The organism is Pseudomonas sp. BF-R-24 (assembly GCF_019947335.1).
GTDB classification, from domain to species: domain Bacteria; phylum Pseudomonadota; class Gammaproteobacteria; order Pseudomonadales; family Pseudomonadaceae; genus Aquipseudomonas; species Aquipseudomonas jessenii.
In genome coordinates, this window is sequence record NZ_JAGYGG010000005.1 from 117621 (window position 1) to 142700 (window position 25080).

Genomic DNA, 25080 nt, shown 5'->3' on the forward strand with positions numbered 1-25080 from the left:
TGCCCGGACGTTTTTCGCGAGCAGGCTCGCTCCTACAGGGGAAATATTTCAGGTTACGGCCAGCGCTTGAAAATCAGCGACGTATTAACCCCGCCAAACGCAAAGTTATTGTTCATCACGTACCGGTTGCTCATCTGCCGAAACTCGCCGCGCAGGTAGTCGAGCTTGCCGCAATGGGGGTCGACTTCGTCGAGGTTGAAGGTGTGGGCGTACAGGTCGCGGTTCATCATTTCGATGCTGAACCACGATTCCAGCGCACCACAGGCGCCGAGGGTGTGGCCGAGGAAGCTCTTTTGCGAACTGATCGGCATGTGTTCGCCGAACAAGCTGCTGGTGGCCAGGGTTTCGGCGATGTCGCCCTGTTCGGTGGCGGTGCCGTGGCCGTTGACGTAGCCGATGTCCGAAGGTTCCAGCCCAGCGTCCTCCAGGGCCAGTTCCATGGCCCGGCGCATGGTGATTTGTTCGGGACGGGTGGTGTGCTGGCCGTCGGCGTTGCTGCCGAAACCGACGATCTCGGCATGGATGCGGGCGCCACGGGCCAGGGCGTGTTCCAGTTCTTCGAGCACCAGCATGCCGCCGCCTTCACCGATCACCAGGCCGTCGCGCGCGGTGTCGTAGGGGCGTGGGCTGCGTTGGGGGGTGTCGTTTTTCAGGCTGGTGGCGTAGAGCGCGTCGAAGACCATGGCTTCGGTCGGGCACAGTTCTTCGGCGCCGCCGGCGAGCATCAGCGGCAGGCGCCCGAACTTGATCGCCTCGTAGGCATAGCCGATGCCCTGGCTGCCACTGGTGCAGGCGCTGGACGTCGGGATCAAGCGACCGGTGAGGCCGAAGAAGATGCTGATATTGGCCGCGGTGGTGTGCGGCATCATCCGTACGTAGGAGTTGGCGTTCAGGCCTTCGGCCACTGAGTTGAGCAGCATGTTGCCGAACGCCTTGATCTCGTCGGTGCTGCCGGTGGAGGAGCCGCAGGCGACGCCCATGCGCCCGTCCTTGATCGATTCGTCGCCCAACAGGCCGGCGTCGGCCAGCGCCATCTCCGCCGCACCCACGGCAAGCCGCGAGACCCGGCCCATGCTGCGCAGTTGCTTGCGGGTCCAGTGGCTCGGCACCTTGAAGTCATCGATGGGGCCAGCCAGGCGCGTGTTGAGTTCGGTAAAACGATCCCACTCGTCCATCCGGCGGATGCCGCTGCGGTTGGCCGCGAAGTTGCCAGCGATGGTGTCCCAGTCGCTGCCCAGTGAGGTGATGCCGGCCATGCCGGTGACGACGACGCGCTTCATCAGCACAGGCCTCCGTTGACGGCCAGAACCTGCCGGGTGATGTACGAGGCTTCCGCCGACATCAGGAAATTCACCGCGCCGGCTACCTCTTCAGGGGTGCCCATGCGTTGTGCGGGGATCATTTTCATCAGTTCTTCCACCGGCACGTTTTCGTCGAGCATGGCTGTGTCGATCAGGCCGGGTGCGACACAGTTAACGGTGATTTTGCGCTTGCCCAACTCGATCGCCAATGCCTTGGCCGCGCCGATCAACCCGGCCTTGGAGGCACTGTAGTTGACCTGGCCACGGTTGCCGATCAAACCCGACACCGAGGTGATGCAGACAATCCGCCCGGCGGCGCGACGACGGATCATCGGCATCATCACCGGGTGCAGCACGTTGTAGAAACCGTCGAGGTTGGTGCGCATTACCACATCCCAATCCTCCTCGCTAAGGGCGGGAAAGGCACCGTCGCGGGTCAGGCCGGCATTGAGCACCACGCCGTAATAAGCGCCGTGGGTTTCCACGTCGGCTTCGAGAATTTCCTTGCAACGGGCGCGGTCGGCCACGTCGAACTGCAGGATGCGCGCACGACGGCCCAAGGCCTCGACTTCGGCCTTGACGGCTTCGGCGTCCGCCAGGCCGCTGCGGCAATGCAACACGATGTCATGCCCGGCCTGGGCCAGGCGCAAGGCGATGGCGCGGCCGATGCCACGGCTGGAACCGGTGACCAGTACGGATTCAGTCATCACTGGACTCCTTCGGGTTCATGGAGATATTGAGCGGCCTGGGGTGGGCGGAATACATTCAGACGGGCGGTAACGTGAATGCCGGGGGCGTTGATGTGGCATTCGAACACGCCCATGCCGTTATCGTCTTCCAGGGAGCGAATACCGTGGATGGTCAACTCGGTGCCGGCCGGAAAACTTTCGACGTTGCATTCGAATTTTCGGCTGCCGAGCAGGAAGCCCAATTCCACCTCATCCCCGCGCTGGCGCGCATGGCAACCGGCGAAGGCGGCCACGCTCTGGGCCATCAGTTCGATGCCGACCCAGGCCGGCAGGCTGCCGTCGGGGAGATTGAACAGGCCATCGGGCTTGACGGTCAGGCGCGTGTGAATCTGCTCTTCATCGAACGCCAGGATCTGATCGATAAGAATCATGTCACCCGCGTGGGGCAGCAGTTCGGCGATCGGCCAGTCAATCATGGGGCGTCTCCGATAATCAGGCTGACGTTGTTGCCACCGAAGGCAAAGGAGTTGCTCATCAGGTAGCGGGGTGCAATGGACGTCAGGCGAGTGGCCGGGGTCACCCATTGCAGCGGCGGCAATTCGGGATCGGGCTGTCCGTCCCAGACGTGGGGTGGCAGGGCATGCTCGCGATTGTCCGGGCTCAGGCTCAACCAGCAGAACGCCGCCTCCAGCGCCCCGGCGGCACCGAGGGTGTGACCGGTCATGGGTTTGCTCGACGAACAGGGTACGCCAGCCGGGAACAGGGTCGCCACGGCCTGGCTTTCCATGGCGTCGTTGTGCTGGGTGGCGGTGCCGTGCAGGTTCAGATAAGCGATCTGCTCCGGTTGCAGGTTGGCGCGGCCCAGGGCTTTGCGCATCGCTTGCAGGGCGCCACGACCAGTCGGCTCCGGGGCGGAGATGTGATGCGCATCGGAACTGGCGCCGCTGCCGAGCAAGGCAATCGCCTGGCTGTCGGCTGCACGTCTGGTCATCAGGAACAGCACCGCAGCTTCGCCAATGTTGATGCCATTGCGGTTCACCGAAAACGGATTGCAGCGTTGTTCCGAGACCGCTTCGAGCGCCGAGAAACCGTTGAGTGTCAGCTTGCACAAGGTGTCGACACCGCCACACAGCACCGCGTCGCACATGCCCAGGTCCAACAGGCGCTGGGCGCTCATCAAGGCCCGGGCGCTGGAGGTGCAGGCCGTGGAAATGACATAGGTCGGCCCGCTCAATTGCAGCCACTCGGCGAGGAAGTTCGCCGGCGCCCCGAGTTCCTGTTGCTGATAGTCGTACTCGGCAGGGAACTGCTTTTCACGCAGGTAATGCGCGAGGCCCTGGCTGGCCTCGTCGATACCCGAGGTGCTGGTGCCCAGCACGACACCGATGCGGTCGCGGCCGTAGGTCTGGATCGCGCTGTCGATGTCCGGGCGGATTTGCAGCGTGGCCTCCAGCAACAACTGATTGTTGCGACTGTGATGGCGCGACATGTCGGCCGGAATGCTTGCCAGTTTGCCCAGGACCGCACCGACCGGCAGCGTGCGTTGCGGCACCCACCCGGTTTGTTCGCGCATGCCGCCGCAGTCGCCGGCAAACAGGTTGCGGGCGACTTCCTGCTTGTCGCGGCCAAGTGCGCAGACCAGTCCGAGGGCATTGAGGTAAGCCGTCATGGTGTTTCACCGCTCAGGGGCGTGACTTGATAGCTCGGACCATGCGGTAGCTTCAATTCAAAATTCTGCGGTTGTGCGTAGCGAATGTCCCAGCGCTCGGGCAGGGACCGTTGTCTGCCGTGCTGCCAGGCGCCGGGATAGTTGGCCGCCAGTTCCTCTTGCGGCGTCAGCGCAAACAACAGCGCCGCGAACAGTTCCCGGGCTTGCGGATTGGGCGGCAGGAAACCATCGGACTCCCAGGTTTTATCGATCAATTTCTGGCGGGCCTGGGGAATGCCCAACAGGTCCATCATCGACCAGCGAATACCCGTCTCTTCACGCTGGATCACCAGCACCCAGTCCTGACGGTCGTCGGGCTGCAAGAGCTGGATGTGCAGTTGCAGCGGCAACGGCAGATCCGGGTTTTGCTCGGGCAGCGGCGCCCGGCCGGCGCAGGCACCCAAAAGCAGGGCTACGGCAAGTAACAGAAATCGCATAACGCCGGTTACCCCTGTGGGAGCGAGCTTGCTCGCGATGGCGACGATACATTCAACATTGATATTGACTGACCCACCGCTATCGCGAGCGAGCTCGCTCCCACAGGTTTGGTGTTTCAAGCGGTTGGCAATGAACATCACACAGTTCCTTCAAAAGGTTTGCGCGCCACCACATTGACCAGGGTTTCTTCCCGTTGGCCAAAGGGTTTTGGCTTGCACACACCCAAATATTCGAGCAGGCCGAAATCCTTGGCGCGACTCCACCACAGATACGGATAAGACACGTTTTGCGCGGTAAATTCGAAACCTTGCCGGCGAATCATTTGCAGGTACTGCGCAGCGCTTTTCTGCACGTGCATGGGGTGGCGAAACAACCAGCGGATCACCCAGGTATCAATGTAAGCCTCGGTGGATTCGGCGAACAGCAGATAACCGCCGGGTTTGAGTACGCGGTAGAACTCGGCCAGTGCCTGTTCCTGCTCCACCAGGTGATGGAAGGTTTGGTGACAGAACAGCAGGTCGATACTGGCGTCCGGCAGGTTCAGGCTGGCGCAGTCGCCGCCGATCAACTCCACTTCCATGCCTTGGCGGGCCGCTTCTTCGCGGCTCTGGATCAGGCTTTGTGGATCAGCATCGACGCCAATCAGACGACCGGGCGCAAAGGCCTGGCGCAGCAGCGGGAATGACTTGCCCTGGCCGCAACCGGCATCCAGCAGCACCGGGCTGACAGGCAGCGCTTCGCTGAACAGGTTGTGCAAGTCGTTGATCGCCAACCGCAGCACATAGTGTTGCCAGATCTGGCTGCGCAGGAACCACAAACCGAAACGGGTTTCTTCGACGTAGTTGTCGCTCAAGTAGTTCATGACGCATCCCTTGCACAGAACTCCGAAATCGCCTTCAACCGGCGCCTGGCTTCGCTGACGAACGGATTGCGTCGGTCCCAGGCATATCCGGCAAGAATGGAGCTGATCATCCCGCGGATTTCCGGTGAACTGCTCTCATGGAAAATCACGTCCTGGAATGTCCCCGCGTACCAGCCTTCGACATAGCAGCGGAACGTGTCGACGCCGCGCTTGAGCGGTTCGGCGAACTCGGTTTGCCAGTCGACGGCTTCGCCTTGCAGCTGACGGTGCAATACCCCAGCGGCCATGCTCGCCGAACGCATGGCGATGGTCACGCCGGAGGAAAACACCGGGTCGAGGAATTCCGCGGCATTGCCCAGCAGCGCGAAGCCCGGGCCGTGCAGGGTTTTGACGTTGGCCGAGTAACCGCCGATGGTTCGGGCCTCGGTGTCCCACTGCGCATTTTGCAACACGCGGGCCAGGCTTGGCGTCTCGGCGATAAAGCCACGCAGGCACTCGTCCAGATTGTCGCTGCGGCCTGCGAAACGCTCCTCTGCGGCGACCACGCCAACCGAGCAGCGCCCGTTGCTGAACGGGATGGTCCAGAACCACACGTCGCGCTGGGTCGGATGAGTGGTCACCAGGATCTTGCCGCGGTCGAAGGCCGGGAGGTCGATACGGTCTTCGACGTGAGTGAACACGGCCCGGCGCACCGGGAAGTTCGACGGCGCCTCGAGGTCGAGCAAGCGCGGCAGCACGCGGCCGTATCCACTGGCATCGAGCAGGAAGTCAGCCTCGATGCGGTACTCGCTACCGTCTTCGCGGCGCACACCGAGCTGCGGTTTCCCCGGGGCAATGTCGACGCTGACGATGGTTTCGCCATAGCGGATCTCCACGCCTTGCAGCGCGGCCTGATCGGCCAGCAGCTTATCGAAATCGGCGCGCTGGACCTGAAAGGTCGTCGATTTGCCGTGGCTGAACGTCTCGCCGAAATCGAAGGCGCTGTAGCGCTCGCCCCAGGCAAACGCGGCACCGGTTTTCAGCTGGAAGCCGGCGGCGTTGACGGCGTCGAGCATGCCCGCTTCTTCGACGAAATCCAGGCAATGGGCCAACAGGCTTTCGCCGATGGAAAACCGTGGAAAATGCTGCCGCTCGATCACCAGCACATCGTGTCCCTTGCGCTTGAGCAACGCGGCGGCGATGGCGCCGGAAGGTCCGGCGCCGATGATCACGACCTGGCGGCATTCCATCTCAACGGTTGGCATGGGGGCTCCTTGCGGGGACAGCGGCTTTCAGGGGGATACGGTGCATGCCGGTCAGGGCTGGCAGCAGTGTAGCGATCAGGCCCATCAGCATCAGGGCAAAGTACAGCGGCGGGCTGATGAGTTGCTGTTGCAGCAGCAGGTTGAGAAAAACGATCTCGCTCAAGCCACGGATGTTCAGCAGCACACTTTCCCGCCAGCGGCTGGCACCCTGGAACGAGGCCCCGGCCCAGCCGAGGCCGAGCCAGTTGCCCAGCAGTTTGCTCAGCATCGGCAACAGCAGCAGGGCGACCAGTTGCATCCAGCCGAGGCTGTCCATCGCGCTGTGCACGTTGATCTGCACGATGCCGAACGTGAGGATCAGCGGGATGGCGATGTACGTCTGCAAGCGGCTCATCCAGATGGCCGGCAACGGCAGGACCAGTGGGGCTTTCAGCGCGGCCATGATCAACACATAGCCGATGCCGAAAATCAGCGCATTGAGCTTGAAGTGTTCGGCGACGACCAGCAGGGCGAAAAAGCTCAGGCTGTAAAGCCACGTCTGGCGCAGGCCCAGCAGCCGCAGCAGCACCGGGAGGCACGCGCCGGCCAGGGGCAGCAACAGGCTGCTCAGGTGCAGGCTGCCCTGGGCGATACCGAACAGGGTCCAGCAGGCGAGGTCGATGAGGATCGCGGTTTGCACCAGTCGCCGGGTGGCGGCGGGCGGGTAATCGATGTGCCGCAGGTACAAGTACAACACCGGAATCGCGGTGATGGCGAACAACAGGCCGACGGCCAGCGAGCTGATCCACGGTTGCGGCGGCAACAGCCAGATGGCCGTGGCCAGGCCGCAGGCAAACGGAATGCAAAAGCTGGGCAGGGCGATTTTCAGGCTTTGGCGATCCAGTTGCAGGTCGATCACATCGCTGAGGATGTAGCCCAGCAACAGGGCAAAGCTCAGGCTGTAGAGGTTCTTCAGCCAGCCCGGCGACACCAGCTGCGCACCGCTCAATTGCCATTGGGGCTCGATCCAGAAATACATCAACAGCGGCAAGCCGAGGGTCGCCAGCAACAACTGGCTGACGATGGGAATCAGGCCGAAATGCCGGCCGACACGGGTCGCCAAGGCGAACAACACCAGTGTCATCGCCCAGAACAGAACGACCATCATGTTGCCCGCTCCACGGCCGTGGGCTCGTGCACCTGGCGACCGGCCCACGGTGCGAGCAGGAAGCTGAAGATCAGGCCCAGACTCACCGACAGTCCGAAGTTGCTCACCGCCGGGGTGCTCGATACCGCCAGCAGGCCGAACGACAGCCAGGTGGTCAACGCCGCCAGCAGGGTGCCCAGCAGGCTCACGGCTGCGCCGCCGACCTGTTCGCGCATCAGGATCGCGTAATCGACGCTGATCGCCGTCACCAGCAGCAGGCCGAACAGGCTGAACAGGGTCAACGGCTGCCCCAGCCAGCCGAGACTGGCCAGGCTGCACAACGCCGCCAGCAGGGGCAGGGACACGATGCGCAACGCACCGCCCAGGCCGAATGGCAGGATCAGCACCAGCACGATCAACACACAGGAAGCGAGTTTCAGTTCCGCGGCACTGATTTGGGTGGCCGCGAAGACGTTGTTCAATTCACCCAGTCGATCCACCAGTGTCACGCCGGGTAAATCCTCGCCCTGGAGCCGCAGCAGGGCCGTGTTGTTGATGCCTTGCAGGCTGACCATTGCCGCCACGCCGTCTTCGGTCGGCCCCAGCCACAGGGCCCGGTAGGGTTCTGCCAACGGGCCGCTGAGCGCTGCTTCGATGTCCACGGTCGGCAATGCCTGAAGCTTTGTCAGCTCGGCTTGCAGCGCCTCGACCGGTACGCCGATTTCGAGCAAGGGTTGCCAGAACGAAGACAGTTTGCTCAACGCTGCGCGCACCTGTTGCTGTTCGTTCGGCGGGCTGACCAGTTGATTGAGCGACAGATAACCCTGGAGCTTTTCCAGGCCTGTCAATTGATCCAGTCGTTCTCTCAGAGCGGTCTGGCGTTCGAGCAGTTGCTGCTGATTGGCGGCGCGTATCAGGAAGAACTGGCTGGTGGGTTGATAGCCGGTGATTCGGGCAATGGCCTGGGCTTCGTCGGTCAATTGTTGCGGTGCGCTGATCCACTGGCGGATGTCGTTTTTGCTGCTCAGCTGCAACAGGCCGCCCACGCAAAAGGCGACCAGCAGCGCCAGCAAGACTGGCGTTTTCAGCTGTTTGAGCAGCGCTTCACGACAACCCAGCAAAAACTCGCAAACGCGCAATGGCCAGTTCGCCGGGCGCAGGTCTACGCCCTTGAGCAATGCCGGCAGCAGGCACACGGCGGACAAATAGGCGCCGAGCAACCCTGCGGCAGAGAACACGGCAATCTGGGTCAGCGCCGGGAAGGGTGTCCAGGCCAGGGCCAGGTAACCGATGCCGCTGGTGATCAGGCTCAGGGTCAAGCCCGGCAGGGTCAGGCGCAGGGCTGGCCAGCTGCGCCAGGGTTTGAGGCTCCAGCTCTTGGACAGGTAATGCAGGGGGTAGTCGACCGCGACACCAATCAGGCTCGAACCCAGCACCAGGGTCATCACGTGCATATGGCCGAACAACGCAACGCAGGCCACCGCACCGAAGAGCATGCCCACCAGCACCGGCACGAAGGCCAGCAAAACGCGCCAGCGCCGGAAGGCCAACAGCAGCAGCAACAAAATCCCCACGGTGGCACCGCCGCCGACCCAGGTCATCTCCCGGGCGGCCTGCTGCTGCCCGCTGGCTGCGTACAACAGGCCGCTGGCGGCGAGCAGTTGCACGTCGTGCCGGGCGGCTTCTTCGCGGCTGTGCTTGAGCAGGTCGGCCACTTGCAGCGGCAGGTTCATGTCGAAGGCGTTGCCGGTGGTGCGCGCGCGCAGCAGCACCCAGCTCTTGCCATCGGCATCGGCGACCAGGGCGCCGCTGCCGATGTCCAGTTGCACCGAACCACGTTGCGGCTGGCTGTTCTGGATGCGCCCGGTCAGGCCCAGCCAGTCGTCCTGGCTCGGCACCAGGCTGTAACCGTTGAACGGGTCGAACAACGCCTGCACCCGCTGCTGGATAAAGGTGTCGGGGTGCTCGATCAGAAGTTGTCGGTCCGCCGCCTGGAGCATCGCCAGGCGACCTTGCAGCAACTGCGTGCGCAGCGCCGGCAAGTCGGCTTGCAGGGTCCACTGGACCTTTTCGAACAAGCCGCTGGCCTGCCATTGCTCGCCGAGTGTCTGCGCCATGGCGACGGCCTGCTGGCGATCGCTGTGGCCGACCAGCACCAGCATTTCGCGGTTCAGCGGTTCTTGCATGCGTTGTTCGGCGCGCAGTTCCAGGGCATCGGGCGCTGTGCCGGGCACCAGATCCATCAGGTTGGCCGACAGCGGCGCGCCGTCACGCCATTGCCAACCGGCGAGCGCCAGTACTGCCAGCAGCAGGATCAGAAACAGCCGTGGCAACCACCTTTCACTCGGCAAAGTCATGCTGCTCCGCGTCGCTTAACGGTTGGGTGCTGGTGCTGTCCTGCATGCGCAACAACGTGCTGTCGCCCTGGGTCTCGAGCAGTTCGATGCTGTGTACCAGTTCCGCGCCGGTAATGTTGATCTGGTTGAACACCTGCTTGAGCAGCATCGAGCGTGGCAGCAGCGTGAGCTTCCAGTTCTGCGCGTCGCCGCTCAGAGACAGCTCGAAATCCCGTTGCAGGCCACTGCTATCGCCTTGCAGCACGGCGAGGAACAAACGGTTCTGCTCGGCACCGGCGCTTTTGCCCGGCAGCATTTGCCAAACACTGCCGTCACGTCGGGCAATGCCTTTGGCGGTGATGCGGTAGTCCTGTTGCAAGGGCGTTTTCAATAGCCATAACAGGCCGTGGTTTTTTGCCAGCACGAACGTGCCCTTGCTGGTCAGCGGCTGGGGCAGGGCGCGCAGGTGTTTTTCCTGGATGAAATTGCCGTGGATCACCTCGGGTCTGGCCAGTTGATCGCTGAGCTGTTGCAGATCGAAGGCATGGGCCAGTCCAGGAATACCCAGTAGCACGCAGAACACTGTAGGAGCGAGCTTGCTCGCGAAAAACCTGAGAGCGCCACGGGGTGTCAGATACCCAGCGTTATCGTTAACGACCATCGCGAGCAGGCTCGCTCCTACAGGGGAACGGGGATGGCAGAGCATCATGGCAGGGCCTTCTCGACAGCATCGGTAAAGACCTTCGGCGAGGCCAGTTGCATCTCGCGGCTGGCAATGTCGACGGCGACCTGTACCGACATGGCCCGGGTCAGGCGCTCACCGGTTTGCAGGTCGCTGATCAGGTAGTTGATCTTCAAGCGGTTCTCCCACTCCACCAGGTTGGCGCGCACGTTGAGTTTCTGACCGAACACCGCCCCGCGCACGTAGCGCAATTGCAGGTCGATCACCGGCCACGCATAGCCGGATTCGTTCATCGCCGTGTAGTTGTGGCCGATCTTGTCCAGCAGCGCACAGCGGGCGACTTCCAGGTATTTGACGTAATGGCCGTGCCAGACCACGTGCATGCTGTCGACGTCAAAGAACGGTACGACGATTTCCGTGTCGGTGTAGAGAAATCCCTTGCTACGCATGCAGCCTCCAGTGTTGTTCGGCGATGCGTTGCAGGCACAGGCGCAATTCGCCTTCCAGCGCGCGGTCTTCGATGACCGGTGGGAAGTCCTTGGCCAAGGCTTCATGCATGGCGGCCAACGCGGGTGGCAGGGGGCGTGCATCTTCGGCCTGGCCGCGCAGCCAGACGCCCTGATTGGCCGCCAGCAGCGTAGCGGCCGCCACCTGTTCGGTGAGTTCCAGCACGCGGATCGCATCCCGGGCGGCGATGGTGCCCATGCTCACTTTGTCCTGGTTGTGGCATTCGGTGGAGCGCGAGAAGACGCTGGCCGGCATGGTGTTCTTCAGCGCTTCGGCAGTCCAGGCGCTGGTGCCGATCTGCACCGCCTTGAAGCCGTGGTTGAGCATGGCGCGGTCGGCCGTGGCGCCCGACAGGTTGCTCGGCAAGCCATGGTTGTAGCGCTCGTCCACCAGCAGCGCGAGTTGCCGATCCAGCAGGTCGGCGACGTTGGCCACGAGGTTTTTCAGGCTGTCCATGGCGAACGCGATGTGCCCGCCGTAGAAGTGCCCACCGTGCAGCACGCGCTCGGCCTCGGCGTCGATGATCGGGTTGTCGTTGGCGCTGTTGAGCTCGATCTCGATGAACGAGCGCAGCCAGTTCAGGCTGTCGGCCAGTACGCCCAGCACATGGGGTGCGCAGCGCAGGGAATAACGGTCTTGCAGGCGATGCAGTGGTGCGGTCGGCGCGTCGATAGCCAGGTCTTTGCGCAACCACGCGGCGACCTGCATCTGCCCCGGGTGTGGCTTGGTCGCGAACAGGCGCTCGTCGAAGTGCTCCGGGTTGCCTTGCAGGGCGACCACGTTCAGCGCGGTGATGCGCGTGGCCAGATGCAGCAGGTAATCGGCGCGGGCGTACGCCAGGCAGGCCAGACCGGTCATCACCGCGGTGCCGTTCATCAGCGCCAGGGCTTCTTTTGGACGCAACACCAGTGGCTGCCAGCCGAGTTCGCGGTGCACATCGGCAGCCTGCCGGCGCTCGCCGCGGAACATCACTTCGCGTTCGCCGGACAGCGTGGCGGCAACGTACGAAAGCGGCGTCAGGTCACCACTGGCGCCCACCGAACCTTCCTCCGGAATCAGCGGCAGGATGTCGTGTTCAAGGAACGCCTGCAGGCGCTCCAGCAGCTCCACGCGCACCCCGGAAACACCGTGGCACAACGACTGCAAGCGCGCCGCCAGTACCGCGCGGGTGGCTTGGGCGTCGAGCAGTTTGCCCAGGCCGCAGCCGTGGAAGGTGTACAGGTGACGGGGCAGCGCCTCAACGTGATGCAGCGGCACCGCGACCACGCAGGAATCGCCATAACCGGTGGTTACGCCGTAGATCACGCCTTCCTTGTCCAGCAGAGAGTCCAGAAAACGCGCGCCCTTGGCGATGCGCTCGCGGTAGGCAGGGTCGCTTTGCAATTGCGTCGGCACCTTGCGGTTGGCCAGTGCCAGCACATCTTCAATGTGCAAAGGGCGTTCGCCGAAGGTTACCGGCTCAAGCGTTGGCGTCGTCATCGGTCTTCCAGAAAGGGTAAAAGTTGAACCATTGTTGGGGCGCTTCGAGGCAATAGTGACCCAAGCGTTCGGCGTAGCGGGAGGCCCACTGATGAATGACCTGTTCACGGTCGCTGCGCTTCCAGGTGATTGCGTCAGCGAAGGGTTCAATGGTCAGTCGATAGTCGTCGTCGGGCTTTTTCAGGCACAGCAGCAGGTTGACCGGGCATTTCAGCAGGCCGGCCAGCAGCCACGGGCCCTGGGGGAACCTGGCCGGATGACCGAGAAAGTCCACGGTCACGCAGCGCCCGCCATGCAGCGGCACTCGGTCGCCGGCAATCGCCAGCCACTCGCCGCGTTCCAGGCGCTCGCTCAGTTGCAGCATGATCCCGGGGTCCAGTTCGCTGACCTGGATCAGGCGCAAATTGGTCGCCCCGGCTTCGCCCAGCAAACGGTTGAACTGTTCGGCGTGCTTGGTGTGCACCAGAACGTTCATCGTGACTTTCTCGCCGAGCTCCGCCAGTGCGCGGCAGACTTCCAGATTACCCAGATGCGCGCCCACCAGCATTTGCCCGCGGGCGCCGCGCAACTGGTCGCGCAGCAGCGCCGGGTCGATGATCTCGATTTGTTCGATGCTCAGCTTGCCGTTCCATACGTCGAGTTTGTCGAGCATGGAATCGGCGAAAGCCATGAACTGGCCGAACACCCGCCAGTGGCTCGGGCGCAGTTCGCTGCGACCGCTCCAGTCGGCCAGGCGTTGCTGGTATTGCCAGGCGCTGTGTCGGGCGCTGCGGCCGAACAGGAAAAAGTACAACACGATGCCGTACAACACTGGGCTCAGTACTCGACGGCCCAGCACTCTGGCACCGAACGCGGTGAGCTTCATCAGCCAGAAACTGCCCCGTTCTTCGCGGTCGGCCCAATGCTGCTTGTCTGAACTCATGCCCGCCACCGTCGCCAGAGGATCACTGGCGCGCGCAGCAACATGCCGAAGAACAGCCGCGTGTGCATGCTGGAAATCAGGACGTTGTCGTGGAACATCCGAAAATGCGAAACGCCGTCCAGCGGGTAATGGACTTTGGTTTGCAGCCATTGCATCGGCTGATTGCGCCAGGCCAGGCGCACCAGGATGTCCGAGTCGAAGTCCATGCGCTTGCCGATTTTCACTGACTCGATCACCGCCAGGACCGGCGGCAATGGGTAAACCCGGAAACCGCACATGGAGTCGCGAATCTGCAATGACAGGGTGTTGATCCAGACCATGACGTGAGTCAGGTAGCGCGCATACAAACGGCCTTTCGGCACGCTGGCGTCATATTGCGGATAACCGCAAATCACCGCCTGTGGGTGGCGGCGTGATTGTTCGATGAAGCGTCTGACGTCCTGCAAATCGTGCTGGCCATCGGCATCCACCTGCAAGGCATGGCTGAAACCCAGGCGCGAAGCTTCGCGCAAACCGGTCATGACCGCGCCACCCTTGCCCTGGTTTTCGGCCAGCCGGATCAGGTAAACCATTTCACGCTGGGCCAGGCGATCCAGCACCCGGGCGCAGCTCGGGCTGCTGGCATCGTCCACCAGAATGCACGGCAGGTTGCTGGCGATCAGGGCATCGACCACCGTGGTGATGGCGCTTTCGTGGTTGTACACGGGGACGACGGCGCAGGGGCTATGCATGTTGGTGTACACCTGAAAGACCGAGGCGTCTGCTTCGCGAGCAAGCCCGCTCCCACATGGGGTTCGCGGCGTTCACAAATCCAGTGTGGGAGCGGCGGTGCGACGATTCGACTTGCTCGCGAAGGAGTGCGCAGCACTCTCCAAACTTATGCATGCGCTGCCTCCAGCAAGATCCGTCCGCTGGAACACGTGGCGGTTTCGTTGCGATAGGCGAAATACAATTTGCCGCGCGCCGGGTCGTAGCGTAGGTGCAGCTGGATTTCGTCTCCCGGGCGTACCAGTTGCTGGAACTTCAAGACTTCCATGCCGGCGAATTTTTTCGGCAGGTTCATCAGTTGCTGGCCCAGGCTCAGCGCCCAGTCCACCTGCACCACGCCAGGCAACACCGGCGCCTTGGGGAAATGACCGCTGAAATAGGCCAGGTCCGGTGGCACGGCCAGTTGCAGGCTCCACTCGCCATTGCTTTCGACTTGCTGCAGCACCTCGGGCGCTTTGGGGCGTGGCGCCAACAGCAGGGCATCGACGTCGGCCTGGGGCAGTTTGCCCTGAGCGTTCAGTGGCAGTTGTCGCAGCAGGCGCCAGCGTCTTGGCAGGGCCAGGGCTTCGCAGTGTTGGCTCAGGTGCTGGCGCAATTGCTCGGTGAGGCTGCGTCGACCGTGATTGCGCAGCACATGCATACCGGCCTCGCTCAGCACCAGCAACGCCCCCAGGGAGGCGCGGTTTTCCTGAACGACGCCGAGCCGAGCTTCGATGACCCATTCATGGGCCGTCAGCGCCTGTTCCAGCATCGGCAGCGAGATGCGTTTTTCTTCCAGTTTGACAATCCGGTCCAGTCGCCCGAGCAACTCGAAGCGACCATCGATGGCGATGCGCGCTGAATCGGCCGTGTGTTCGATTTGACCGACGGGTAAGTAGGGCGAAGCGATCAGCAGCGCACCATCACTGTCTTGTGTCAGCGTGACATCGGCAAAGGGGCGCCACAGTTCCGCGCCCTGACGCCAGGCGATGCCGCCGGTTTCCGAGCTGCCGAAGATTTCCGTTGGCCATTGCCCCAGACGCTCATGCAGGCTCTGTGCGGCCTCTACCGGCAATGCGCCGCCGGAGGAAAACACCCGGCGTACGGCGCTCAAGGCCGGCCAGTCGAGGTTGTCGCCCATGCGCTTGAGCAGCGCCGGGCTGGCCACCCAGGTGAAGGCCGGGTATTCGCGGCTGGCGCGTTGCAGGTCTTCCGGAAAGGCCAACTGCCGACGCAGGAACGGGCGCCCGGCGCACAGTGGCCAAAGCACCCGAAACAGCAGGCCGTAGATGTGCTGGGTGGCGACGCTGCCAATGATGCACGCCGGGCCCAGGTCGGCGCCCCACAGCTGTTCCAGCGCTTCGACTTCATTGGCCAGTTGGCGCAGGTTTTTTTCGATGCGCTTGGGTTCGCCGCTGGAGCCGGATGTGCACAGGCTGAGTCGGCAGTTATCCAGGTCCAGCGCGGCGGCACTAAGCGGCGGCTGTTGGAGGTCGCCAAGGTGCGCATCGTCGGGCTGATCGCTCAGCCACAGATCAACATCACCTGACCAGCGTTGGCGGGTCTGCGGTTGCAGGTCGGACGGCAGCAGCACACTGACCCCGGCACGCCAGGCGCCGAACAGGGCAATCGCCAGGTCGGCGGCATCCTCAAGGTGCACGGCCATCTGCCGGACACCCCGGGCTTGCAGGCCGGCGGCCAGGCGCAGCGCCTGTTCGCACAGTCGGGCGTGATCCAGTGCCGGAGCAGTGGTTACGGCGCGCTCCGGCTGAGCCTTGAGCAGCAGGTGCTCAAGTTTTATCCAATTCATGGGTGGCCTCGTACCCTTATTCGTATGAGCCATTCAATGGCAAACATCAGGCCTATCAATCCGTAGGAAATCAGACCGGTGTACAGCGTCCACCAGCTCAGCGGCGCCCAGAGGGTCAGGGCGGCGGCACACAAACCGTTGCAAAGAAAAAAAACGCTCCAGGCGATGGTCACCTGACGGGTATAGCGAATGCCCTCGGCCGGCAATTGCGGCTCGCGTACCCGGGCCAGGCGTTCAACGATCGGTGGGCCGAATGTCAGGCTCGATCCGAACAGCACCAGCATGAAGCTGCTGATCAACACCGGATACCAGCGCAACAACGCCGGGCTGTCGAACAGTGCCAGCAACAGGCAGAACACAATGGCCACCGTGGCCATCCACAGGCTGCCAGGCCGTCGTTTGCCGGTCAGCGCCCGGGCCAGCCACAGCCCGCCCAGCAGCAGCCCGAACTGCCACGGGGCGAAATGCTCCATGCCGAAATACACCGCAAAGGGATACAAAAGGCCTGCCAGCAGCAGGCCGAGGCCAATCAGTCGATTCATGCGGCGGGTTGAACCAGACGGTAGACCGCCTCGACCACGTCACTGACGGTACGCACCGATTTGAATTCTTCGGCGGCGATTTTCTTGCCGGTCTGACGTTTGATGTGATCAATCAAGTCGACCGCGTCGATGCTGTCGATTTCCAGGTCCTGATACAGGTTGGATTCCAGGCTCACACGCTCAGGGTCCAGTTCGAAAAGCTCGACCAAGGCATCGCGCAGGGTGTTGAAAATGTCGTCACGAGTTTGCATGGTCCGGTCTCAAGCTGCCTGTTTTGCGGTGACGAACGCCGCAAGGCTCGCCACGTTACTGAAGTGGTTGCGTGTGTCCTTGGCATCGGCGTCGATTTTGATGCCGTACTTTTTCTGGATGGCCAGGCCCAGTTCCAGGGCGTCCACCGAGTCCAGGCCCAGGCCTTCGCCGAACAGCGTCTGCTCGTTGCCGATGTCTTGGGCGCTGATGTCTTCGAGGCCCAGGGCGTCGATGATCAGTTCTTTGATTTCCAGCACCAGGCTAGGGGTGTTCAGATCGCTCATCTTCGGCGAGCTCCTTGATGAAGTAAGAATGCAAATAATCGTTGAGCTTGCGCGAGGCCTGCGGAGCCGGCCCCTGCGTGGCGAAGGTCTGTGGGTCTATATCGGCCCCGACCCGGAAACTGAAGTGCACGCGCCGCTTGGGGATGCGATACCAGGGTTCGGCCTTGGTCAATGTGGTCGGGCTGACCTTGATAATGACCGGGGTGAGGATTTTCGCACCACGCAGGGCGATTGCCGCGCCGCCCCGATGAAAGGCCGGCGGCTGGCCGGGCTGGGTGCGCGTACCTTCCGGGAAAATGATCAGGGTCTGACCGTCTTTCAGCGCGTCGGCAGCCGCGTCGAGCATGTCCATGCTGCCGTCGTTGCTGATGTATTCGGTGCAACCCAGCGGCCCGCGGGTGAAAGGGTTTTCCCAGAGGCTTTGCTTGACCACGCAGTTGGTGTGACGCACCAGACCGATCAGAAACACCACGTCGATCAGCGATGGGTGATTGGCAATGATCATTTGCCCGGGGCGACCGAGTTTTTCCGCACCCTCAATGTTATAGGTCAGTACCCCGGTACGGGCCATGAAACGCACAAAAATCCAGAAACAGCGGCTGACCGTTTGCCGGGCCCGCAGCCGATGGGTCCGGGCGTCGCCCGGCAGGCAGTTCAGCACAGGGAAAATCACCAGGCGCAGGCACAGCCCGCCCAGCCCGAACAGGGCGAAGCTCGCGGCGGTGGCCAGCAAACGCCAGTAATAGGCGTCGCGGTTTTTCTCGGTCATGGGTTGCGTTGCCAGGTCCATACACGATTTTTCCAGGCATGTTGGCAGGTGGTTTGCTGGCCGAGCAGCGCACACAGCAGATTCAGCGCGTGAGGCCAGCGGGGTTTGGACAACGCATCCGAGGGGCTGTTCAGGGACAACTGCCAGTCGGTACCTGGTGTGATCAGCAAGCCGACGGCATAAGGGAACGGCACGTCGTCGATCCAGGTCGAGTAAGCCTCGGGTGGCTTCTCTTCGGTGACCACCAGCAGTACCGCGCGAGCGCCTTCAGCCAGCAGCGCGGCAGCTTCAAGCATGCCGTGTTCCAGGCCATCGCCTGCGGCGGCCAGGGCGGTCATTTCGCTGGTTTCACCCCGCATGATCGACCACAAGCCAATGATCGCGTTATGCACCGACAAGCTGAACCGGGTCGGCGACAGCGGCTGGTCGGCGGCCAGATCACTGAGAATATCGACGGTGCGGGGCGTTTCGCCGTGACGGGAAACAAGGACCAATGGCAGATCCTGCCGACCTTCGGCCAAAGGCCAGCCAACACTGAATGCCATGCGCGCCAGACGGCTGAGCCGTCGACGCTGCATGGCCGGCAGAAAGGAAACGTCGGGAGCGGCATCGCTGTCCGGCAGCACGACCGGTTGTCGGCACCAGGCCTGCCAATCGGACACGCTATCAAGCCCCGGGGCCCAGGCGCGCCATTGGGCGATGTTGAAGTTGATCACAGACATTCATCCCACCCTCACGGGCTTACTTGACGCGGGGGAGTGGCCGAGGGCCGAGACTTACCCTGCGTGGCGTTTGGCGCCGAGTGGCGCGCATTATCCCGGTGCCGGGAACGTGTAGCAAATGCTGGTTACATTTTGCTCAGAAGATGAAGCAGCTGGTTCGCAAAAATTGAATGATTGGCAATTATTCACAGAATTATTACCCCGTCTGTCGGTTCTGGCGTCGAACCGCCGGGCCGCTCAGGGCTTTTCATGCAAGAGAAGGCAACTGACTGTGTAGTCCTTGCACTGGTGAGGTAGCGTAGCCATACCGTGGACCACTACACTCGGTCATTCTTTGATACACGGAGGTTTTGACATGCGGCGCGTGGTGTTCAATCAGAAAGGTGGCGTTGGCAAATCCAGCATTGCCTGCAATCTGGCGGCAGTCAGTGCCAGCGAGGGTTTTCGCACCTTGTTGGTGGACCTCGATGCCCAGGCCAACTCCACTCAGTACCTGACGGGGCTCACCGGTAGCGATATCCCGATGGGCATCGCCGATTTCTTCAAGCAGACGCTGTCTTCCGGGCCGTTCTCCAAAAAGAATCAGGTCGACATCTACGAAACCCCGTTCGATAACCTCCATGTCATTACCGCCACCGCCGAGCTGGCGGACTTGCAGCCAAAGCTTGAAGCCAAGCACAAGATCAACAAGCTGCGTAAGTTGCTTGAAGAGCTGAGCGAAGACTACGACCGGATTTACCTCGATACCCCGCCAGCACTGAATTTTTATGCGGTTTCAGCGTTGATTGCCGCCGATCGTGTGTTGATCCCCTTCGATTGCGACAGTTTTTCACGCCAGGCACTGTACGGCCTGATGGCGGAAATCGAAGAGTTGAAGGACGACCATAACGAAGGCCTGGAAGTCGAAGGCATCGTCGTCAACCAGTTCCAGGCCCGCGCCAGCCTGCCCCAGCAAATTCTCGATGAGCTGATCGCCGAAGGCCTGCCGGTGCTGCCGGTGTACCTGGCCAGCTCGGTACGCATGCGTGAATCCCATCAGGCCAATACGCCGCTGATCCATCTCGACCCGCGGCACAAGCTGACCCAGCAGTTTGTCGAGCTGCACAACCTGCTGGAAAACGCCTGATTCTGGCTGCTAACACAGAACCTCTGTGGGAGCGGGCTTGCTCGCGAATAGGTTGTTACATTCAACATCCAAGTTGACTGACACGACGCTTTCGCGAGCAAGCCCGCTCCCACATGGGGCTGTGTTGCTTCAGATCCCTTGGCTACGCAACCAGCTCATCAATTGCGGTAACGGGAACGCCCCGCTCTGCCGGGCGACTTCCCGGCCGTTCTTGAACAGGATCAGGCTCGGAATCGAGCGAATCCCCAACTGCGCCGACAACTGCTGGTTCGCCTCGCTGTCCAGCTTGGCCAGGCGACACTTGCCCGCCAGTTGCCCGGCTGCCTGCTCGAACACCGGTGCGAACGACTTGCACGGTCCGCACCAGTCCGCCCACACATCCACCAGCAGCGGCAGATCGCCCTTGATCTGGCTGGCGTAGTCGCCTTGCTTCAATTCAAACGGTTTGCTCAACAGGACTTCGTCCTTGCAGCGCCCGCATTTCGGGTGGTCGTTGAGGCGCTCGGCCGGGATGCGGTTGAGGCCGTTGCAGTGAGGGCAGGGGATGAGGAGCGGGGCGGTCATGACAAATCGTCCAATCGAAAGCGAATGATCCATATCTGGAGACATGACTCCAGATTTTCAATCGTGCAGTGCCTCACGACGAACAACTGATCTCCAGATGCTTGCCCCATTCCGGCGGCCGCTCAGCGTAGCTTTCCATCCCCGGTTGTTCCTCGAACGGATTGCTCAGCACCGAGTGCAGTCGACGGACTTCCGAGTAGTCGCCGTTCTGCGCTGCCTCGATGGCCTTTTGCGCCAGGTAGTTGCGCAGGATGTACAGCGGGTTGACCGCGTGCATTCGTTGGCGGCGCTGCTCTTGATCAAGCGTGCCTTCACGGGAAACCCTGGCGACGTAGAGCTCGCCCCAGGCGTCAAAGCCCTTGAGGTCGACGAAGTCATCACGCAAGCGGGTGATGGCCTGTTCCGGCGTTTGATCACCCAAACGGCGGAAAAACAGGCTGTAGTCGACGCCGCTGTTTTGCATCAGTTGTAGCAGGTTCTCCAGCAGTTTCTGGTCGTCATCCTCGGCGGTGGTCAGGCCGAGGCGGCGGCGCATCAGGTCCAGGTAATGGGCCTGGAACAGTGGCAGGTACAAGCCGAGGGTTTCGCGCAAGGCTTCGACGCTGATGAACGGCGTCAGGGCCTGGGCCAGGGCGCTGAGGTTCCACTGGCCAATCGGCACCTGGTTGCTGAAGGAGTAACGGCCTTGGTCATCTGAGTGATTGCAGATGAAATTGGCGTCGAAGTCATCGAGGAACGCGAATGGGCCGAAATCGAAGGTGATGCCCAGGATCGACATGTTGTCGGTGTTCATCACCCCGTGGCAGAAGCCATAGGCCTGCCATTTGGCGATCAGTTCGGCGTTGCGCTCCACCACTTCGCGGAACATCGCCAGGTACGGCTCCGGTTGTTCCAGGCACTGCGGGAAGTGCATGGCCAGCACGTGATCACCCAGCTCTTTCTGTTGCTCGGGGCGCTTGGTGTAGTAGAAATATTCGAAGTGGCCGAAGCGCACATGGCTCGGCGCCAGGCGCAGGACCATGGCTGCGCGTTCCTGCTTTTCGCGCCACACCGGGGTGTCGGAGCCGATTACGCACAAGGCGCGGGTGGTCGGGATATTCAGTGCGTTCAGGGCTTCGGAGGCGAGGAATTCGCGGATCGACGAGCGCAGTACCGCCCGGCCATCACCCATGCGTGAAAATGGCGTCTGGCCGGCGCCCTTGAGGTGCAGGTCCCAGTGTTCGCCGGCCTCGTTGTACACCTCGCCGAGCAACAGGCCGCGACCGTCGCCCAATTGCGGGTTGTAGGAACCGAACTGATGTCCGGAATAGACCATCGCCCTTGGGATTGCGTCGGCCCAGAGCTTGTGGCCGCTGAACAGTTCGGCGAACTCCGGTGTTTCGGCCACGGCCGGGTCGAGGTCCAGCAGCGCCATGGCGGCGGGGCTGGCCACGACCAAGCGTGGATTATCGATGGGCTCGGGCAGCACATGGGCGGAAAACGCATCGCCCAGGCGGTCGAAGCGGTTATCGAAGGTGAGTTCGTCGAGGGCTTTCAAGGGCCGGCTCCAGCAGAATGTCCGAGCATTCTGCTGGGGAAAGGCCGGTTAGTCGAGTTTGGCGGCGGGCGGTTCTTGCGCGGGCCTGCCGTCGACGATCGGCACGATGGTTTTCGCTTCCGGCTCGATCGGCACCATCTTGTATTCCTGGCCGTGCAGGTTCTTGAGGTAGACCTCCATCTGCCGGAACGAGATGTTGATGTGCTGCTTCTTGAACTCGCGGTTGATGAAGCGGTTGACCTCGTCGAGCACCGGGTTGCGGTCGCCGAGGTCGCGCACGTGCATGCGCAACTCGTGGTCGAGGGTGCTTTCGCCGAAATTCAGGAAGTACACGTGGGGCTCCGGGTCTTTCAGCACGCGCGGGTTTTCGCGCGCGGCCTTGAGCAACAGCTCTTTCACCAGGTCCAGGTCCGAGCCGTAGTCGACGCCGAGCTTGAGGGTCACCCGGGTGATGGTGTCGGTCAGCGACCAGTTGATCAGTTGCCCGGTAATGAACGTCTTGTTCGGGACAATGATGTCCTTGCGATCGAAGTCGGTGATGGTCGTGGCGCGGATGCGGATCTTGCTCACGGTGCCCGACAGATTGCCGATGGTGATGGTGTCACCGATCCGCACCGGACGTTCGAACAGGATCATGATGCCGGAAATGAAGTTGGCGAAGATCTCCTGCATGCCGAAACCGAGGCCGACCGACAGCGCCGCCACCAGCCATTGCAACTTGTCCCAGCTCACGCCGAGGGTCGACAGCGTCGAGACGAAACCGACGCCGGCGATCACGTAGGACAGCAACGTGGTGGTCGCGTAGGCGCTGCCCTGGGCAAGGTTGAGCTTCGACAGCACGAACACTTCGAGCAAGCCCGGCAGGTTGCGCGCCAGGGCGAAGGTGATGCCGATGATGATCAGTGCGCCGAGCATGTCGCCGATGCTGATCGGCACCATGCTCATGTTGGCGCCGGTACCGCTGGTGTATTCGTAGAGGGTGACGTTGTCCAGATACGAGAACACCGTGATCAGGTCGGCCCAGACCCAATACAGTGCCGCCATGAAGCCGCCGAGCAGCGCCAGGCGGATCAGTCGCAAGGACTGTTCGTTGACCTTCTCGATGTCCATGCTCGGCTCTTCGATCACGACTTCGCCATCGCCGGCCTCTTTGGCGGCCAGCCGCTTGGCCAGGGCGCGCTGGTAGGCCAGGCGCCGGGCCGCCACACTGAGGCCGCGCACGAAGGTGGCTTCGATCACCAGCCAGAACATCAGCAGGTACAGGGTGTTGATCAAACGGTCGCTGAGTTTCAGCGCGGTGTAGTAGTAGCCGAAGCACACCGCCACGAACAACGCGACGGGCAGGGCGGTGAACAGGATCCCCACCAGTTTGCGGAACAGCGAAGCGTTTTCGTGGGTCGGGCTGCTGATGAGCAGGCGGCTGAGCAGCAAGGTCATCAAGGCGTAGCAGATCAGCACCACCGGCATGCCGAGCACGTCATCGGCCAGTGCCGCCGGTTGCAGTTCGGCAACGGCGACTACGGTCACCAGTGCCATGACCACGATGCCGAGGCGGCGGATCCATCTGCGCAGGAATTCCACCTGGGGCTTTTCCCAGCGGAAATGCAGTTCTGCCACGCCACCCGGCGCGAGGATCCGGTAGGCGGTGTAGAACACCAGCCAGGCCCCGGCCATTTGCAGCAGCGCCGCGCCCATATTGGCGTTTTGCCCACGGGCGTCGATTTGCAGGGCCAGCCCGCACAATGCGAGGCCCAGTGAAACCGGCATCGCCAGCAGAATGTTGATCAGAATTGCCTGTGGCGTATGCCACTGGCTATCGCGTTTGAAGTGACCGATGTCCTGGTGAACCTTGTTCAAACGCGCGTATAGACTCTTGCGCCGCCACAGCAGTGCGCCGATCAGCAAGGCCAGTGGCAGGAACAGCAGCGGGCGCTGGGTCAGGCCGTCGGTCAGTTCGCTCAGGCTTGAAAGTACCGGCAGCGTATCGACTTGCCGCTGGAGGCGATCCGGCACACTGTGAATCCACTCCAGGTCCAGCGGCTTGTTGCTGGGAATCCAGAACATCTGTTCATCGAGGGTCGCCCGCAGGCTTTGCGCGGTGCTGAGCAATTGCTTCTGGTTCAGTTGCAGGGTGATGGATTCATTGAGCACCGCGCTCAGTTCGCGGTTCAGTCGCTCCAGCAGGTCGGCGCGGGTGGTGGCCAGTTCCATCAGGCTTTTGCGCAGCTGCGCCGTGACTTGCTCGGGGGGTTGGGTCGACAGCAGGTTTTCGACGTAGGTGGTCGGATTGCTCAGCAATTCCCGTTGCTGGCTGACTTCGAACTGATAAAGGCGAATGTCGGCGATCTGATCGGCCAGGTTGCGGTCGAGCCGCAGGCGCGGCAGCGCCTGTTTCTGTTTGTAGAGAATCTTCGAGAGCAGCAGGCTACCTTTGAGCACGTTGATTTGCTCGTCCAGGGCCGCATCGCTCTGGGTCAGGCTGTCCAGCTGCTGCTTGGTCTGCAGGTTCTGCTGGGTGACTTCGTTGAGGCGGTCGGTGCTCTTGAGCAGGTAGTCCGAGAGCTTCAGGTTGGCCGCGCTTTCGGTGGCCAAAAGGCTGCTGCCGCCGGCCTTCTGCGCTTCGATGGATTGCTGGGTGACCGTTTCCTGGGACAGCGCCAGACGCTTCTGGTTGATCAGGGTTTGCAGTTCCTGGATTTCCTTATCCAGGCGGTCGGATCGCTCCGACAACAGGTCATGCTGGCTGTTGCCGAGGTCTTGCAATTGGGTATTGCCGGCCAGTTCCTGGCGCCGCAACGGGATCAGGGCGTTCAGCGCCGCCAACTCTGCATTGAGCTGGTCGCGCTGCTCGGCGCTCAGGGTCTTGCCGGCGTCCTTGCCGTTCTTGAGGATGGTGTTGATCTGCTGAATGCGCGTCTGGCTGCTGGATATCTCCGCCTGGGCGCGTTCGGGGCGGGTCTGGGCGGTGATGATCAGGCTGTTGGCATCGGCCAGGGCCTTTTGCAGGTCGCTTTGCTGGGTGGAGCGCTCGGTGAGCAATTGTTCAAGCTGCTGGATCGGTTCCTTGGCGAAACGCTGCGCCACCGGCACCACGGCACTGGCCTTGAGGCGGGTCAGTTCACGCTGGTTCTCGATGGTCTGTTTGGGCGCATTGCTCAATTGCTGCTTGAGCGCGACCAGCTTCTGCTCGTAGTCACGCTTGTTGTTGAGCTGGCTCAGCGTGCCTTGCAGGACCGATTGCAGGGCCTTCAGATCGGCTTCCGGCAGTTTGCGGTCGGCGATCTTGTCCAGGCTCGCTTGCACGGCTTCGCTGGAAGGCGGTTCGGCCGCTTGCGCCGCTTGCGATAAACCAAGGGTGCTGACAGAGAGACTCAAGCCCAGCAGGGCGACGGCGAAAATGGAGCGCAGATTAGGCATAAAGACCGGTCAAGCA

Annotated in this window: 24 protein-coding genes; 1 reads left to right on the forward strand and 23 read right to left on the reverse strand. The window is 62.2% G+C overall.

All coding sequences use genetic code 11. The features are described 5' to 3' along the window. Positions 1 to 53 precede the first annotated feature (53 nt). The 20 genes from KGA98_RS05935 to KGA98_RS06030 form a co-directional block, all read right to left on the reverse strand. Positions 54 to 1280: a beta-ketoacyl-ACP synthase gene (locus KGA98_RS05935; RefSeq protein ID WP_223501835.1), complete on the reverse strand. Its 1227-nt coding sequence runs from the start codon at positions 1278 to 1280 to the stop codon at positions 54 to 56. Beyond that, positions 1280 to 2008: a 3-oxoacyl-ACP reductase FabG gene (gene fabG, locus KGA98_RS05940; RefSeq protein ID WP_102671137.1), complete on the reverse strand. Its 729-nt coding sequence runs from the start codon at positions 2006 to 2008 to the stop codon at positions 1280 to 1282. The genes KGA98_RS05935 and fabG overlap by 1 nt, the downstream gene beginning before the upstream one ends. After that, positions 2008 to 2466 (reverse strand): hotdog family protein, encoded by a 459-nt coding sequence (locus KGA98_RS05945; RefSeq protein ID WP_057712326.1) that lies wholly within the window; start codon positions 2464 to 2466, stop codon positions 2008 to 2010. Before KGA98_RS05945 ends, fabG begins: the two co-directional genes overlap by 1 nt. Continuing rightward, positions 2463 to 3659 carry a beta-ketoacyl-[acyl-carrier-protein] synthase family protein gene (locus KGA98_RS05950; RefSeq protein WP_223501836.1) on the reverse strand — a complete coding sequence of 399 codons (1197 nt, stop codon included), beginning with the start codon at positions 3657 to 3659 and terminating at the stop codon, positions 2463 to 2465. Before KGA98_RS05950 ends, KGA98_RS05945 begins: the two co-directional genes overlap by 4 nt. Continuing rightward, positions 3656 to 4273 (reverse strand): hypothetical protein, encoded by a 618-nt coding sequence (locus KGA98_RS05955; RefSeq protein ID WP_223501837.1) that lies wholly within the window; start codon positions 4271 to 4273, stop codon positions 3656 to 3658. Before KGA98_RS05955 ends, KGA98_RS05950 begins: the two co-directional genes overlap by 4 nt. Continuing rightward, positions 4273 to 4998, reverse strand: a complete 726-nt coding sequence (locus tag KGA98_RS05960; RefSeq protein ID WP_090452726.1) for a class I SAM-dependent methyltransferase — start codon at positions 4996 to 4998, stop codon at positions 4273 to 4275. Before KGA98_RS05960 ends, KGA98_RS05955 begins: the two co-directional genes overlap by 1 nt. After that, positions 4995 to 6242: an NAD(P)/FAD-dependent oxidoreductase gene (locus KGA98_RS05965; protein WP_223501838.1), complete on the reverse strand. Its 1248-nt coding sequence runs from the start codon at positions 6240 to 6242 to the stop codon at positions 4995 to 4997. The genes KGA98_RS05960 and KGA98_RS05965 overlap by 4 nt, the downstream gene beginning before the upstream one ends. Further along, positions 6229 to 7389, reverse strand: coding sequence for a sodium:proton antiporter (locus KGA98_RS05970; RefSeq protein ID WP_223501839.1), 1161 nt, complete (start codon positions 7387 to 7389; stop codon positions 6229 to 6231). The genes KGA98_RS05965 and KGA98_RS05970 overlap by 14 nt, the downstream gene beginning before the upstream one ends. Further along, a complete protein-coding gene (locus tag KGA98_RS05975) occupies positions 7386 to 9725 on the reverse strand; it encodes an MMPL family transporter (protein WP_223501840.1) in 2340 nt (779 codons plus the stop codon). Before KGA98_RS05975 ends, KGA98_RS05970 begins: the two co-directional genes overlap by 4 nt. Continuing rightward, the gene (locus KGA98_RS05980; protein ID WP_223501841.1) at positions 9709 to 10413 is read right to left on the reverse strand and encodes an outer membrane lipoprotein carrier protein LolA; all 705 of its coding nucleotides are present in this window, start codon (positions 10411 to 10413) and stop codon (positions 9709 to 9711) included. Before KGA98_RS05980 ends, KGA98_RS05975 begins: the two co-directional genes overlap by 17 nt. Then, complete coding sequence (locus KGA98_RS05985; protein ID WP_057712319.1) at positions 10410 to 10835, reverse strand: acyl-CoA thioesterase; 426 nt, start codon at positions 10833 to 10835, stop codon at positions 10410 to 10412. The genes KGA98_RS05980 and KGA98_RS05985 overlap by 4 nt, the downstream gene beginning before the upstream one ends. Then, positions 10828 to 12372: a histidine ammonia-lyase gene (hutH, locus tag KGA98_RS05990; RefSeq protein WP_223501842.1), complete on the reverse strand. Its 1545-nt coding sequence runs from the start codon at positions 12370 to 12372 to the stop codon at positions 10828 to 10830. The genes KGA98_RS05985 and hutH overlap by 8 nt, the downstream gene beginning before the upstream one ends. Then, positions 12353 to 13294, reverse strand: coding sequence for a glycosyl transferase (locus KGA98_RS05995; protein ID WP_223501843.1), 942 nt, complete (start codon positions 13292 to 13294; stop codon positions 12353 to 12355). The genes hutH and KGA98_RS05995 overlap by 20 nt, the downstream gene beginning before the upstream one ends. Continuing rightward, positions 13291 to 14025 carry a glycosyltransferase family 2 protein gene (locus KGA98_RS06000; protein WP_223501844.1) on the reverse strand — a complete coding sequence of 245 codons (735 nt, stop codon included), beginning with the start codon at positions 14023 to 14025 and terminating at the stop codon, positions 13291 to 13293. The genes KGA98_RS05995 and KGA98_RS06000 overlap by 4 nt, the downstream gene beginning before the upstream one ends. A 146-nt stretch (positions 14026 to 14171) precedes the next feature. Next, a complete protein-coding gene (locus KGA98_RS06005; RefSeq protein WP_223501845.1) occupies positions 14172 to 15851 on the reverse strand; it encodes an acyl-CoA synthetase family protein in 1680 nt (559 codons plus the stop codon). Beyond that, positions 15848 to 16393: a hypothetical protein gene (locus tag KGA98_RS06010; protein WP_090452738.1), complete on the reverse strand. Its 546-nt coding sequence runs from the start codon at positions 16391 to 16393 to the stop codon at positions 15848 to 15850. The genes KGA98_RS06005 and KGA98_RS06010 overlap by 4 nt, the downstream gene beginning before the upstream one ends. After that, positions 16390 to 16644 (reverse strand): acyl carrier protein, encoded by a 255-nt coding sequence (locus tag KGA98_RS06015; RefSeq protein ID WP_007992314.1) that lies wholly within the window; start codon positions 16642 to 16644, stop codon positions 16390 to 16392. Before KGA98_RS06015 ends, KGA98_RS06010 begins: the two co-directional genes overlap by 4 nt. 9 nt (positions 16645 to 16653) lie before the next feature. Further along, positions 16654 to 16929: a phosphopantetheine-binding protein gene (locus KGA98_RS06020; RefSeq protein ID WP_090452740.1), complete on the reverse strand. Its 276-nt coding sequence runs from the start codon at positions 16927 to 16929 to the stop codon at positions 16654 to 16656. After that, positions 16907 to 17719, reverse strand: a complete 813-nt coding sequence (locus KGA98_RS06025) for a lysophospholipid acyltransferase family protein (RefSeq protein WP_223501846.1) — start codon at positions 17717 to 17719, stop codon at positions 16907 to 16909. The genes KGA98_RS06020 and KGA98_RS06025 overlap by 23 nt, the downstream gene beginning before the upstream one ends. Then, positions 17695 to 18420: a beta-ketoacyl synthase chain length factor gene (locus KGA98_RS06030; RefSeq protein WP_223501847.1), complete on the reverse strand. Its 726-nt coding sequence runs from the start codon at positions 18418 to 18420 to the stop codon at positions 17695 to 17697. The genes KGA98_RS06025 and KGA98_RS06030 overlap by 25 nt, the downstream gene beginning before the upstream one ends. A 355-nt stretch (positions 18421 to 18775) precedes the next feature. On the opposite strand from KGA98_RS06030, the gene KGA98_RS06035 reads away from it, so the two are divergent. Further along, positions 18776 to 19546, forward strand: a complete 771-nt coding sequence (locus KGA98_RS06035; RefSeq protein WP_015093167.1) for a ParA family protein — start codon at positions 18776 to 18778, stop codon at positions 19544 to 19546. Between the two features lie 129 nt (positions 19547 to 19675). Here KGA98_RS06035 and trxC read toward each other — a convergent pair whose 3' ends face one another. The 3 genes from trxC to mscK form a co-directional block, all read right to left on the reverse strand. Next, entirely contained in the window at positions 19676 to 20110 is a 435-nt protein-coding gene (trxC, locus tag KGA98_RS06040) for a thioredoxin TrxC (protein WP_223501848.1), read from the reverse strand. Between the two features lie 73 nt (positions 20111 to 20183). Continuing rightward, complete coding sequence (gene selO, locus KGA98_RS06045; protein ID WP_223501849.1) at positions 20184 to 21647, reverse strand: protein adenylyltransferase SelO; 1464 nt, start codon at positions 21645 to 21647, stop codon at positions 20184 to 20186. Positions 21648 to 21695: 48 nt separating this feature from the next. Continuing rightward, positions 21696 to 25064 carry a mechanosensitive channel MscK gene (mscK, locus tag KGA98_RS06050; RefSeq protein WP_223501850.1) on the reverse strand — a complete coding sequence of 1123 codons (3369 nt, stop codon included), beginning with the start codon at positions 25062 to 25064 and terminating at the stop codon, positions 21696 to 21698. Positions 25065 to 25080: the final 16 nt, after the last annotated feature.